The organism is Pseudomonas sp. B19125, from assembly GCF_044218855.1.
In the GTDB taxonomy this organism is placed as follows: Bacteria; Pseudomonadota; Gammaproteobacteria; order Pseudomonadales; family Pseudomonadaceae; genus Aquipseudomonas; species Aquipseudomonas edaphica.
On the sequence record NZ_CP162589.1, the window covers coordinates 3040511 to 3052848 of the forward strand.

18 protein-coding genes are annotated in these 12338 nt (G+C 60.7%); 4 read left to right on the forward strand and 14 right to left on the reverse strand.

Features of this window, described 5'->3' with window-relative positions:
* Positions 1–112 precede the first annotated feature (112 nt).
* The 6 genes from AB4P96_RS13900 to tusD form a co-directional block, all read right to left on the reverse strand.
* Positions 113–1108 carry a glutathione S-transferase family protein gene (locus AB4P96_RS13900; protein WP_395600882.1) on the reverse strand — a complete coding sequence of 332 codons (996 nt, stop codon included), beginning with the start codon at positions 1106–1108 and terminating at the stop codon, positions 113–115.
* Between the two features lie 88 nt (positions 1109–1196).
* Positions 1197–2198: a glycosyl transferase family protein gene (locus AB4P96_RS13905; protein WP_099548023.1), complete on the reverse strand. Its 1002-nt coding sequence runs from the start codon at positions 2196–2198 to the stop codon at positions 1197–1199.
* Positions 2195–2530, reverse strand: a complete 336-nt coding sequence (locus tag AB4P96_RS13910) for a TusE/DsrC/DsvC family sulfur relay protein (RefSeq protein WP_177034998.1) — start codon at positions 2528–2530, stop codon at positions 2195–2197. Before AB4P96_RS13910 ends, AB4P96_RS13905 begins: the two co-directional genes overlap by 4 nt.
* A complete protein-coding gene (gene tusB, locus AB4P96_RS13915) occupies positions 2527–2805 on the reverse strand; it encodes a sulfurtransferase complex subunit TusB (protein WP_065931003.1) in 279 nt (92 codons plus the stop codon). The genes AB4P96_RS13910 and tusB overlap by 4 nt, the downstream gene beginning before the upstream one ends.
* Positions 2805–3155: a sulfurtransferase complex subunit TusC gene (gene tusC, locus AB4P96_RS13920; RefSeq protein ID WP_099548021.1), complete on the reverse strand. Its 351-nt coding sequence runs from the start codon at positions 3153–3155 to the stop codon at positions 2805–2807. The genes tusB and tusC overlap by 1 nt, the downstream gene beginning before the upstream one ends.
* 1 nt (position 3156) lies before the next feature.
* Positions 3157–3549 carry a sulfurtransferase complex subunit TusD gene (gene tusD, locus AB4P96_RS13925; RefSeq protein ID WP_058419924.1) on the reverse strand — a complete coding sequence of 131 codons (393 nt, stop codon included), beginning with the start codon at positions 3547–3549 and terminating at the stop codon, positions 3157–3159.
* Positions 3550–3708: 159 nt separating this feature from the next.
* Between tusD and AB4P96_RS13930 the strand changes: the two genes are divergently transcribed.
* Entirely contained in the window at positions 3709–4884 is a 1176-nt protein-coding gene (locus AB4P96_RS13930) for a CaiB/BaiF CoA transferase family protein (RefSeq protein ID WP_395600883.1), read from the forward strand.
* A gap of 211 nt (positions 4885–5095) precedes the next feature.
* Here AB4P96_RS13930 and AB4P96_RS13935 read toward each other — a convergent pair whose 3' ends face one another.
* Both AB4P96_RS13935 and AB4P96_RS13940 read right to left on the reverse strand, forming a co-directional pair.
* The gene (locus AB4P96_RS13935) at positions 5096–5590 is read right to left on the reverse strand and encodes a SprT family zinc-dependent metalloprotease (protein WP_138450916.1); all 495 of its coding nucleotides are present in this window, start codon (positions 5588–5590) and stop codon (positions 5096–5098) included.
* 127 nt (positions 5591–5717) lie between these two features.
* On the reverse strand, positions 5718–6320 hold the full coding sequence (locus AB4P96_RS13940) for a Yip1 family protein (protein WP_099548019.1): 603 nt from the start codon (positions 6318–6320) through the stop codon (positions 5718–5720).
* Between the two features lie 388 nt (positions 6321–6708).
* Here AB4P96_RS13940 and ttcA point away from each other — a divergent pair, with 388 nt between their 5' ends.
* The gene (gene ttcA, locus AB4P96_RS13945; RefSeq protein ID WP_395600884.1) at positions 6709–7533 is read left to right on the forward strand and encodes a tRNA 2-thiocytidine(32) synthetase TtcA; all 825 of its coding nucleotides are present in this window, start codon (positions 6709–6711) and stop codon (positions 7531–7533) included.
* A gap of 67 nt (positions 7534–7600) precedes the next feature.
* Positions 7601–8272, forward strand: a complete 672-nt coding sequence (locus tag AB4P96_RS13950; RefSeq protein ID WP_099548017.1) for a DNA-3-methyladenine glycosylase I — start codon at positions 7601–7603, stop codon at positions 8270–8272.
* A 103-nt stretch (positions 8273–8375) separates the two neighbouring features.
* Here AB4P96_RS13950 and AB4P96_RS13955 read toward each other — a convergent pair whose 3' ends face one another.
* From AB4P96_RS13955 to arsC, 3 genes are read right to left on the reverse strand one after another with little or no spacing between them, the layout of a single operon-like run.
* Positions 8376–8795, reverse strand: a complete 420-nt coding sequence (locus tag AB4P96_RS13955) for a DUF2069 domain-containing protein (protein ID WP_138450912.1) — start codon at positions 8793–8795, stop codon at positions 8376–8378.
* Positions 8779–9393 (reverse strand): NAD(P)H:quinone oxidoreductase, encoded by a 615-nt coding sequence (gene wrbA, locus AB4P96_RS13960; RefSeq protein WP_138450910.1) that lies wholly within the window; start codon positions 9391–9393, stop codon positions 8779–8781. Before wrbA ends, AB4P96_RS13955 begins: the two co-directional genes overlap by 17 nt.
* Positions 9390–9743: an arsenate reductase (glutaredoxin) gene (gene arsC / locus AB4P96_RS13965; protein ID WP_099548015.1), complete on the reverse strand. Its 354-nt coding sequence runs from the start codon at positions 9741–9743 to the stop codon at positions 9390–9392. Before arsC ends, wrbA begins: the two co-directional genes overlap by 4 nt.
* Positions 9744–9859: 116 nt before the next feature.
* Between arsC and AB4P96_RS13970 the strand changes: the two genes are divergently transcribed.
* On the forward strand, positions 9860–10321 hold the full coding sequence (locus tag AB4P96_RS13970) for a TlpA disulfide reductase family protein (RefSeq protein ID WP_017136574.1): 462 nt from the start codon (positions 9860–9862) through the stop codon (positions 10319–10321).
* A gap of 115 nt (positions 10322–10436) precedes the next feature.
* On the opposite strand, the gene AB4P96_RS13975 is transcribed toward AB4P96_RS13970, so the two are convergent.
* The 3 genes from AB4P96_RS13975 to AB4P96_RS13985 all read right to left on the reverse strand — a co-directional run bounded on the left by AB4P96_RS13975 (position 10437) and on the right by AB4P96_RS13985 (position 12336).
* Entirely contained in the window at positions 10437–10838 is a 402-nt protein-coding gene (locus AB4P96_RS13975; protein WP_017136573.1) for an META domain-containing protein, read from the reverse strand.
* Positions 10835–11275: a hypothetical protein gene (locus tag AB4P96_RS13980; RefSeq protein WP_017136572.1), complete on the reverse strand. Its 441-nt coding sequence runs from the start codon at positions 11273–11275 to the stop codon at positions 10835–10837. Before AB4P96_RS13980 ends, AB4P96_RS13975 begins: the two co-directional genes overlap by 4 nt.
* A 71-nt stretch (positions 11276–11346) precedes the next feature.
* Positions 11347–12336: a 2-hydroxyacid dehydrogenase gene (locus AB4P96_RS13985; RefSeq protein WP_017136571.1), complete on the reverse strand. Its 990-nt coding sequence runs from the start codon at positions 12334–12336 to the stop codon at positions 11347–11349.
* Positions 12337–12338 lie beyond the last annotated feature (2 nt).

Sequence of the window (12338 nt, forward strand, 5' to 3'; positions counted from 1 at the left end):
CTGCGAAGCGGCCCTAAAACCAAACACCGCGTTTTGCCTGGCAGAACGCGGTGTTTTTATTGGGGCCGCTGCGCAGCCCAACGGGAGCAAGCTCCCTCGCCACAAGGTGTTTTCAGTTCCAGACACCTTTACCGCTCAACCGCGCCCGATCATGCTCGGCATCAAACCTCAGCAACGGCCCCTTCGGCACAATCCCGGTCGGGTTGATCGTCCGATGGCTCGCATAGTAATGCCCCTTGATATGCGCAAAATCCACCGTCTCGGCCACGCCCGGCCACTGATACAACTCCCTTAGCCAGTTCGACAAGTTCGGATAATCGGCAATCCGCCGCAGGTTGCATTTGAAGTGGCTGTAATACACCGCATCAAAGCGAATCAGCGTGGTGAACAGCCGCACATCGGCTTCGGTCAGGTATTTACCGGCCAGGTAGCGCTGCTCAGCCAAGTGCTGTTCCAGGCGATCCAATTCGGCAAACACATCATCAAATGCACTTTCATACGCCTGCTGCGAGGTGGCAAACCCTGCCCGGTACACGCCATTGTTCACTGCGGGGTAGATGCGCTCGTTCAGCGTATCGATTGTCGAGCGCAGGGCTTCGGGGTAGAAATCCAGAGTATTGCCGGTCAGCCCGTTAAACGCGCTGTTGAACATGCGGATGATCTCCGCCGATTCATTGCTGACGATGCGCTTGAGCTTCTTGTCCCACAGCACTGGTACGGTGACACGCCCGGTGTAATCGGCGGTGTCTGCGGTGTAGCGCTGGTGCATGAAGTCGAAGCCGTCGAGCTTATCGCCCGTCGAGCCGTGAGCCTTGTCGAAGGTCCAGCCATTTTCCAGCATCAGCCAACTGACCACAGATATGTCGATCAAGCTTTCCAAACCCTTGAGTTTGCGCAGGATCAGCGTGCGATGGGCCCACGGGCAGGCCAGGGAAACATACAGGTGATAGCGATCGGCCTCGGCTTTGAAACCGCCGTCGCCGCTGGGGCCGGGCTCGCCATCGGCGGTCACCCAATTGCGCCGTTGCGCCTGCTCGCGCTGGAACGCGCCGTCTGCGCTACTTTCGTACCACTGGTCTTTCCAGTGTCCTTCGATCAGCAAACCCATGACTGGCTCCTTGGCTAATAAGCGTTGGAGCCCAGTCTAAAGGGATGAGTTCGAACTAAAAGCGCAAAGACCGGGCGGGAATCATCGATTAAATCGATTTGTCCCGCGCATCCCAGTATTGCTGGGCCAATTCGAACGCCTGTTCCCGAGCGTGGCCGAGGCCGCGCAGGGCCAGGGCCATGGTTGCGATCAGCGCGAGTTGCGGGTAACTGTCCTCGACATCACCGCGCCACAAGGCTTTTAAATGCTCGGGTTCCAGGCTGGCCGGTTTGACGTGCCGCTGGGCGGAGAGGGCGGGCCACTCTTCGTCCCAGCTCTGGCCACCGGTGGTGCCATACAAATGGCTGAGGGTGTCCGGGTTGATCTCGACTTCGCCGCCATCTCCCTTCACCACAATCACATTATCGCCCAGCAGGCCGCTGGCATCGCGGTGTACGCCCTGGTAACCGGGGTGGAAAATGCTTTGCAGGCCGCAACGCGCATTCAGCGGGTTGAGCAGGCGCGCCAGGGAATGAATCGGTGAGCGCAGGCCCAAGGTGTTACGCAAATCGATCATGCGTTGCAGTTGTGGCGCCCAGTCACCCAGCGGGATAAACGCCAGGTTGCCTTGCTCGAACGCCGTCTCGACCTGTTGCCAATTGCGACACAGCGGGATTTGCAGGCCTTGCAACAATTGCTCGGTGTACAAGCGGCCCGCCGTATGGGCACCACCGCCGTGCATCAGAATGCGCACACCATTTTGCGCCAGGCACTTGGCCGCCAACAGATACCATGGCAGGTGGCGTTTTTTACCGGCGTAGGTCGGCCAATCGACATCCACATTCAGCGCTGGCGCATTCAGGCGCTCGCGCACGGCTTCGGTGAAACCGGCGAGTTCTTCCGGGCTCTCTTCCTTGTGACGCAGCAGCATCAGGAAGGCGCCGAGCTGGGTGTCTTCGACTTTTTCGTCGAGCAACATGCCCATGGCTTCGCGGGCTTCCTCACGGGTGAGGTTGCGCGCGCCGCGCTTGCCTTTGCCCAGGATGCGCACGAACTGCGCAAACGGGTGTTCGGCGGGGGTTTCAAGGGTCAGCGGGGCAAAGTCGGTCATAAGCAATTCGTCGGCCTGGGCAGGCCCGCCAGCTTGGCGGCAAGTTTGGCGGGGGTGCCATTGAAGAGTTTGTTGAGGTGCAGGCTGTTGCCCTGGTCCGTGCCGAGCTTTAAAGCGGTGTACTTGATCAGCGGGCGTGTGGCCGGGGACAGCTGGAATTCTGCGTAAAACCCGCGCAGCAGTTCGAGGATTTCCCAATGTTCGGCGGTCAATTCCAGGGATTCAGCGGCGGCCAGGGCATTGGCCACGTCGATGGACCAGTCATCCAGGTTGACGAGGTAGCCGTCCTTGTCCAGTTCCAGCGTGCGTTCGCCTACGGTCAGGGTGTTCATAACCAGGTGTTGACCTTGTCGTAGTCGATCGACAGCTGCACGAAACCTGGGTAGTCGACGCTGTCGGCCCAGTCCGGCAGGGGCAGGTTGCGTGCCTGCATGTCTTCGGCCAGGACAAAGACCTTCACGCCACGGGTTTGCAGGGCTGCGTTGTGCAGGCCGTAGGCGCCATCGCCACACAGCAGGATAGCGTCCTCGGCGCCGCACACGCGCAGGCAACTGGCCAGGCGGCTATCGGTAAACGGGGAGTGAGATACCACGTGCAAAGTCGACATCAGAGGGTCATCACCTGGTCATAACGGTCAATCAATTCGGCGATCGCGGCGCTGTCCAGCGCCTGCGCGCTGGCAGGTGTTGCGAGGCTGCGTTCGGCAAGGCTGTGGCTGCAAGCAAACACCTCATCAATGCCGAACAGGCCCAACGCCTGCAGGTTGGCGCTGAGGTCTTTTTGCTGCACGGCCTTGGCATCCTGATGGGTTGCCAGCTGGAACACGCCATCGTCCATAAACAGCAGGCCGATCGGCAGGTCAAAAGCGCCACCGGCCAATACGATATCCAGCGCCTCGCGCGCACTTGGCCCGGACCACGGTGCCTGGCGGCTGATCACCAATAAAGACTTGGCCATCTCACGGCCCTCCAAAACAGATCAGGCGGTCGGCAGCCTGGATGGCGTCATGCAATTGCCCCAGGCCCGACAACGCCCACGGCGCGTCGAGGTTCACCGCGCTGCGTTGATAACGCGTGGCTTCCTCAGTATTGAGTACGCCACGGCGCAAGGCGGCGGCGATGCACACCACGCCGTCGAGCTGATGCTGGCTGACAAACTCACGCCACTGGCGGGCAATGTCCTGCTCATCCTGGGGCGCAACGATGTTATTGGCAGCGCTGTACACGCCGTCCTGATAAAAAAACAGCCGCACAATCTCATGCCCACCGGCAAGCGCTGCCTGGGCGAACAGCAAGGCGCGGCGCGAGGAGGGCGCATGGGCGGCGGAAAATACTGCAATCGCAAACTTCATGGAACACTCTGCAAGCAAACCTGAGCCAATGATAAAGCCGCCGCCGCGAAAAAGCCCGCCGTGATCAAAACGGTCACTCTCGGTGATTGTTCTGACGATTGCCGGTCGGGCCGGACCCGGCCTACGCTGTGGCCATTCGAAGAAGAAAAAGGAGTCCCCATGTCAGGTCCCTTGGCGTCCCTCAAAGTGCTGGATTTTTCCACCTTGCTGCCTGGCCCGTTCGCGTCCCTGATGCTGGCGGACATGGGCGCCGAGGTGCTGCGTATCGAATCGCCCACGCGCATGGACCTGCTGCGCGTGCTGCCGCCCCACGATCAGGGGACCTCGGCGAGCCACGCCTACCTCAACCGCAACAAGCGCAGCCTGGCACTGGACCTCAAGCAGGCCGAGGCGCTACAGATCGTGCGTGAGTTGGTCAAGGACTACGACATTGTCCTTGAGCAATTCCGGCCTGGGGTAATGGAGCGTCTGGGCCTGGGTTATGAGGCGCTGAAGGCGCTCAACCCCCGGCTGATTTATGTGTCGATCACCGGCTACGGTCAAACCGGGCCTTATAAAGACCGCGCCGGGCACGATATCAACTACCTCGCGTTGGCCGGCGTGGCCAGTTACACCGGCCGCCAGGACAGCGGGCCGTTGCCGCTGGGCGTGCAATTGGCGGATGTCGGCGGTGGTTCGTTGCACGCGGTGGTGGGGTTGCTCGCCGCCGTGATTGCCCGCCAGCACAGTGGCGTCGGCCAATACCTGGATGTGAGCATGACCGACTGCTCGTTCAGCCTGAATGCCATGGCCGGTGCGGGCTACCTGGCCTGTGGGGTCGAACCGGATTGGGAGAGCCATGTGCTCAACGGCGGCAGCTTCTACGATTACTATCGCACGCGTGATGGGCGCTGGATGTCGGTGGGTAGCCTGGAACCGGCGTTTATGCGGCAATTGTGCGAAACGTTGGGAAGGCCGGAGCTGGCCATGCAAAGCTTGAAACCCGAGCAGCAAAAAGCCCTGAAGCTGGCGTTACAGGTCGAGTTTGAGAAGCGCAGCTTTGACGAGCTGTGTGAGTTGTTCGCCGGGGTGGATGCGTGTGTCGAACCGGTGCTGAGCCTGAGTGAAGCGCTGGAGCACCCACAGTTGAAGGCGCGCGAGCTGGTCAGCCAGGTGCCACGGGGTGATGGCTCGACCCAGGCGCAACTGGCTTGCCCGCTGAAGTTTTCCGAGGGGTTGCCGCAGCCTCGGCATATTGGCGCTGCCGTGGGGGCGCACAGTGATGAGGTGTTGGCTGAGTTGGGGTTCAGTACTCAGCGGATAGCCGAGTTGCGGCGGGCCAAGGTTGTTGGGTGACTGATCGGGCCTCATCGCAGCATAGGTATCTACACAACCGATTAGAAGTCTGTCGCAAGTGGGCTGTTGTGGCAAGCCTGCTCGCCACAGGAGAAATTGGATGCCTTTAAAAGTTGTGTAGATACCTATGCTCATCGCAGGCAAGCCAGCTCCCACATTTGACTGTGTTCACGAATCAAAAGTGGGAGCTGGCTTGCCTGCGATGAGGCCCTTACTCCACCCGAGTTTCCCCGGTGAATACCAAGGTGTGCCGACACCGCCTGCACAAATACCGCCGCCCCTGATTCACCAGCCCATGCCGCTGGGCTGAAAACGGGAAATCGCTGTCGGCACACGGGCAGCGATAGATATACCGGGTCACTTGGCGGCGCTTGATCGCATAAGTGTGGCAACGATCCGGCGGCAGTTCGTATACCCCGCGCATGATCAATTGCCATTCCTCGCCATGGGGCTGGATGCGCTCGCCAAACAATTGGTGGGCGATCAGATGCGCCACCTCATGGGCCACGGTCTGTTTGAGGAAGTGCTGGCTGTTTTCGCGGTACAACTGTGGGTTGAAGCGCAGCAGGTTCTCGTGCAAATGCGCGACACCGGCCTTCTGGCCCCGCAGCTTGAGGCTAACCTGGGGGCGTTTGAAGCTTCGTTTAAAAAATGATTCGGCTTGTAGGAAACAATCTTCGACGCGGGTATTGAGTTGCTCGGGCATGCTGACCATATCTCCAGAGACGTCCAGTATGCCGCAAAAGCAGGTGTTTCCGAATCTGTCAGGCGCCGAATGGTCATGCATGACGCACAAAGCCACCTTGCGGTGGCTTTGCCTGCGGTTGATCAGCTTAGTTGGTGTAGATCGGGCCTACGCCCAGCCCCCAGACGATCACGGTAAACGCCATGATTGCCACCAGTACCACCAGGCCCACGGCCAAAACCGAGCTGGAAAACAGAAAGCCCTCGTCCGGGTCGATGTTCATAAACGTCGGCAGCCCCACATACAGCAAGTACACCGTGTAGCAGATAGCCGCCGTGCCCACGACCATGCCCAGCCACATATGCGGATAGAGCGCCGCCAGCCCGCCGATAAACAGCGGGGTCGCGGTGTAGGTGGCAAACGCTACGCAGCGCGCCATGCTGGGGCTGGCGTCGTAGGTGCGGGCCATCCAATGGATGAATGCGCCCATCACCGCCACGCCGCCGAGCATCGCCGCGTAGGACATGAGGGTCATCCACAACGCACTTTCCTGGGTCAACATGACCGGGGCGCGGCTGCCGATCACCCAGCCGACCCGGGTGGTGCCGATAAAGGCCGATACGGCGGGGATCGCCGCGAGAATCAAAGTGTGAGTGAGGTACATGTGGCCGATACTTTCTTCCTTATCGCCACGAATTTCCCGCCATTCCTGGTCGGGATGGGTAAACAGCCCCACGACGTGATGGATCATGCCAGTCACTCCTGTCGTTATTACCATCGCCCCCCATCGGAGCGCCCACGGGCCAAATGGCCACATAAGGTCCTGGATAGTTGTGCGACCTTACGTCGCAGTATAGGAAGTGATGACCGGAAAAACTGTAGGGCTTTAGAGCAAATTGCGCTGTAAACATGGGCGCTAATCGCGGTGAGGTCTGTCAGTGACCACTGGGGCTACTGTGGGAGCTGGCTTGTCGGGTCGCCGCATCGCTGCGATAGCGGTGGATCAGTGATGTATTAGTTGCTGACACACCGCCATCGCAGGCAAGTCAGCTCCCACATTGGATCGGCGTCGCCCATTGAAGTATTTTTGCGTAAAATGCTGCGCTTTTCGTCACACACCTCTAGCGGATCCAAGCGCCATGGGCACTCTTACGGTCAACCAGAACAAACTGCAAAAACGCCTGCGTCGCCTGGCCGGGGAAGCGGTCGCCGATTTCAACATGATCGAGGACGGCGACAAGGTCATGGTCTGCCTCTCCGGCGGCAAAGACAGCTACACCCTGCTCGACGTGCTGCTGCACCTGCAAAAGGTCGCGCCGATCCAGTTCGAGATCGTCGCCGTCAACATGGACCAGAAACAACCGGGCTTCCCCGAACACGTGCTGCCGGCCTACTTGAAAGACCTGGGCGTCGAGTACCACATTGTCGAAAAAGACACCTACTCGGTGGTCAAGGAGCTGATCCCAGAGGGCAAAACTACCTGCTCGCTGTGCTCACGCCTGCGCCGTGGCACGCTCTACACCTTTGCCGATGAGATCGGCGCGACCAAGATGGCCCTGGGGCATCACCGTGATGACATCGTTGAGACCTTCTTCCTCAATATGTTCTTCAACGGCTCGCTCAAGGCCATGCCGCCCAAGCTGCGTGCCGATGACGGGCGCAACGTGGTGATCCGCCCGCTGGCGTATTGCAACGAGAAAGACATCCAGGCCTACTCCGACTTCAAGCAATTCCCGATCATCCCGTGCAACCTGTGCGGCTCTCAGGAAAACCTGCAGCGCCAGGTGGTCAAGGAGATGCTGGTGGACTGGGAGCGCAAAACCCCAGGCCGCACCGAAAGCATCTTCCGCAGCTTGCAGAATGTGCAGCCGTCGCAACTGGCCGACCGCAACCTGTTCGATTTCAGCAGCCTTAAAATTGACGAGACCGCCGCTTCGCGCTTCGTCAATGTGGTGAACCTCTAAGACGTTTCAATGCTCTGAAAGACGGCGCTCACGGGCGCCGTTTTCAATTCAACTGCCAGGAGAGGGCATGCGCGATTACAAGTGGCTGCACGAATATTGTCTGAACCGCTTTGGTTCAGCGGCCGAGCTGGAAGCCCACCTGCCTGTACCCAAGACCCCGGCGCAATTGCGCAAGATCAGTGATGATCGCTACCTGTCGACCCTGGCGCTGCGGGTATTTCGCGCGGGCTTGAAGCACAGCGTGGTGGATGCAAAATGGCCGGCGTTCGAGCAGGTATTCTTCGGTTTTGACCCGGAAAAAGTCGTGCTGATGGGCGCCGAGCACCTGGAACGCTTGATGCAGGACACGCGCATCATCCGCCACCTGGGCAAGCTCAAGAGTGTGCCGCGCAATGCGCAGATGATGCTGGACATTGAGCAGGAAAAAGGCAGCTTTGGCGCGTTTATCGCCGACTGGCCGGTGACTGATATCGTCAGCTTGTGGAAGTACCTGAGCAAGCACGGCCACCAGTTGGGCGGGCTGTCGGCGCCGCGCTTTTTGCGCATGGTCGGCAAGGACACGTTTGTGCCGAGTGATGACGTGGTCGCGGCCTTGAATGCACAGAAGATCGTCGACAAGGCGCCGACCAGCCTGCGGGATTTGGCGACGGTGCAGGGTGCGTTTAACCAATGGCACGCCGAGAGTGGGCGGCCGATGTGCCAGCTGTCGATGATGCTGGCTTACACGGTGAATCATTGAGACTGAGTTGATCCGATCGCAGGCAAGCCAGCTCCCACAGGGGAATGCATTCCAAGTGTGGGAGCTGGCTTGTCGGGTCGCCGCATCGCTGCGATAGCGGTCTTCAGGCAGGCTGCAAATCTGCCGCCAACCGCCGATTCAACTGATGCCGCCACCGCACATACAACAGCGCGGAACAAAACACCGCCAGACTCGCCAGCATCTCCAGCACCCCGAACCACTGCCGGTTCGGGTCATATGCCGCCAGTGCGCCCTTGATGAAATACAGGTTCACCACAAAACACATCCACGAATGCCCGCGCGCGCTGCCCAGCAGCATGCCCGGCGCCAGCACCAGCAGCGGCACCAGCTCGATCAGCAGGATCACCCATGGGCGCGCACCGTGCAGGTCGGCGATGAACAGGTAATACACGCACAGCAAGCCCACCAGCCCTAAAAAAGCCACCAGGCTCAGTACGCGTGCCACCTTGACCCGTGGTTCCAGCCACGCCTGGGGTGGCAGGACCTTAGGTTTTCTGGCCACGGCCGTTCTCCAGCAGCGTGGCGGTAGTGGCCAGGCGCAGGCCGAGTGCCCGGCACAGGGTGATTTCGTGCTGATCGAGCATGCGTTTGCCGTCCGGCCCGGAATGGTGGCTGGCGCCATATGGCGTGCCGCCGCCCTGGGTGTCGAGCAAGGCTTGTTCGCTGTAGGGCAGGCCGGTGATCAGCATGCCGTGGTGCAGCAGCGGCAGCAGCATCGACATCAGTGTGGTTTCCTGGCCGCCGTGCAGGCTGGCGGTGGAGGTGAACACGCCGGCTGGCTTGCCGACGAGTGCGCCGGTGAGCCACAGGTTGCTGGTGCCATCGAGGAAGTACTTGAGCGGCGCGGCCATGTTGCCAAAGCGCGTCGGGCTGCCCAGGGCCAGGCCCGAGCAATTCTTCAGGTCATCCAGGCTTGCATACAACGCGCCTTCGTCCGGGATGCTCGGCGCCACGGCTTCGCACTCGGTGGAAATCGCCGGTACGGTGCGCAGGCGGGCTTCGAGGCCGCCTTGCTCGATGCCCCGGGCAATCTGCCGAGCCATTTCGCTGACCGAGCCATTGCGACTGTAATACAGCACCAGCACATAGGGCGCGGTCACGGCAGCAACTCCAGCACGTTTTCCGGTGGGCGGCCGATGATGGCTTTTTCGGCGGTTGCCAGGATCGGGCGTTCCATCAGCTTCGGGTGCTCGGCAATCGCGGCAATCAACTGCGCCTCGCTGAGGCTGGCGTCGGCCAGGTTGAGGGTTTTGTATTCGTCTTCGCCGGTGCGCAGCAGTTGGCGTGCGCTGAACCCCAGTTTGCTGAGCAAGGCCTTGAGTTGCGCGGCGTCCAGCGGCGTTTCGAGGTAGCGCACAACGGTCGGGGTCAGGCCGCGGGCTTCCAGCAGTTCAAGCGCACCGCGCGATTTCGAGCAGCGCGGGTTGTGATAAAGCGTCAGATCGGTCATGTGCGGGTCGCATCTTGCGTAAGGTGGCGGGTATTCTACCTGCGCGGCGACCCGTCCTTAAACCGTAAGAGGCGATAGGTCGCAGCCAACGTTCATTTTTTGCGAAGGATTTCCCCATGACTAGGCGACTGATCGGTGCATTGGCGATCATCACAACCCTGCTGCTCAGCGGCTGCGGTAACGATTACGGCGTTGACCAATATGGCAAGAAAGTGGCGGCCGAACGCCTGGACAAACAATGGGTGGTGGTCAATTACTGGGCCGAATGGTGTGGCCCGTGCCGCACGGAAATTCCGGAACTGAATACCTTGGCCGAACAGTTGAAAGGCCAGAACGTGGGCGTGTTCGGGGTCAATTTCGACAACGTGCAGGGTGAAGAACTCAAGGCCGCCAGCGAGAAGCTGGGGATCAAGTTCACGGTGCTGGCGCAGAACCCGGAAGAGATTTTCGATATTCCACGCAGCGAGGCGCTGCCGGTGACTTACATCATTGATGACAAAGGCAAGGTGCGTGAACAGCTGATGGGTGAGCAGACGGCAGAAGGCGTGTTGGCCAAGCTCAAAGCCCTGCGTGGTTAAATCTGTGGGAGCTGGCTTGCCTGCGATGCGGTTGGCGCGGTGTATCAGGTACACCGCGGTGATGCTATCGCAGGCAAGCCAGCTCCCACAGAAAGCCAGATCACAAGGAAGTCGATCAGCCTTCTTCCAGCCACAGTCGAATCGGCTTGCCTTCAGCCGGCCAGAACCGGGTTTGCTCGATCGGTGAGATATCCCAGCGCTGCACACCTTGCAGGGCCTGGAAGAAGCGGTGCTCCTGCTCCATCAAGGCTTCGGCGCAGAGTTTGCGGGTGCTGCCGATCTTGCCGAAACTGAGCGTCCGGCCTTCGACGGTGTACGGCGCAAACCAGTGGTTGCAGCCGCCATTGCCGTAGGCGCGGCCATCGGCGCCGAGGGTGACGGTCAGGTGCGCGTAATCCATCAACGGCCGTTCGCCAATCCACTCCACCACGTAGCTGTGGTCTTGCTGCAGCTTTACCGCGTCACCGGCACAGCCCGTCAGGGCCACACCGAGGGCGGCGAGCAGCACGCCTTTCATTGCGCAGCCTGCTGGCATTTCGGGCAGCGGTGCTTGTCGCCTTCGCTGGCCCAGCCCAGTTCCTTGATGCGCGCATTGGCGGCCGGTTGCAGCGGCTCTTTGGCCAGCTTGGTTTCCACGGCGAATTCAAACTCCAGCAGGCTGTCGCAGCTGTCGCAGTTGACCTTCCAGGTGTGAATTTCCAGCTCGCCGAATTTCGGCCCCTGGGCCATGGCGACCCACTGGCCCGCCGGGCGAATGGAATAGCGCGCGTCACCTTCGACGGTCAGGCGCATCGACAGGGTTTTACTGCCGCGCAGGGTGACGATCAAGACGTCGCCATGCTTGATCGAACCACCGTTGCCGGTGACCTGGTAACGGCCCGGCACCAGGGCGCGGCATTCGATCAGGGTGTGTTGCGGGCTCAGCAAGCTGAAGCGGAAATCGTGTTCGGCCATGGATCCTCCAAATAGGCGCGGCATCCTATCACGGGTGCCGGCCTATCATGAGCCTGGTATATGACCGCTGATCAACCTTGCACAAGGTTCTGCGGCTGGCCATCGGCCCACGCGGCAATGTTGGCCAGCGTGGTGGCTGCGATTGCCGCCAGGGCTTCACGGGTCAGGAATGCCTGGTGGGCAGTGATGATCACGTTGGGAAAGGTCAGCAGGCGTGCGAGTACGTCGTCCTGCAGCGGCAGGTCGGAGCGATCCTCGAAAAACAACTGGGCCTCTTCCTCATACACATCCAGGCCCAGGTAGCCGAGTTGGCCGTTCTTGAGGGCCTCGATCAAGGCTGGCGTGTCCACCAGGCCACCGCGTCCGGTGTTGATCAGCATGGCGCCAGGCTGCATCTGTGCCAGGGAACGTGCGTTGATCAGGTGTTTGCTGTCGGCGGTCAGTGGGCAGTGCAGGCTGATGATCTGTGCCTGGGCCAATAGCTCTGGCAGGTTTACATAGCGGGCGCCAAGGGCCTGGACCTGCGGATTGGGGAATGGGTCGTAGGCGAGTAACTGGCAGCCGAACCCGGCCATGATCTTGGCAAAGGTGGCGCCGATCTGCCCGGTGCCGACCACGCCGACGGTTTTGCCGACCAAATCGAACCCGGTGAGCCCGTGCAGGCTGAAATCGCCATCGCGGGTGCGGTTATAGGCGCGGTGCAAGCGGCGGTTGAGGGCCAGGATCAGCGCAACCGCATGCTCTGCCACCGCGTGGGGCGAGTAGGCCGGTACGCGCACGATACTCAGGCCCAGGCGCTGGGCGGCGGCCAGGTCGACATGGTTGTAACCGGCCGAGCGCAGGGCAATCAGGCGCGTGCCGCCGGCGGCCAGGTGTTCCAGCACCGGTGCGCTGAGGTCATCGTTGATAAAGGCGCAGACCACTTCGTGGTGTTCGGCCAGGGCCACGGTGTCGAGGTTCAGGCGGGCCGGTTGGAATTGCAGCTCTACACCTGCCGGCAGCGGCTCGCCGAGAAAGCTGTCGCGGTCGTAGGTCTGGCTGCTGAAAAGAATGACGCGCATTA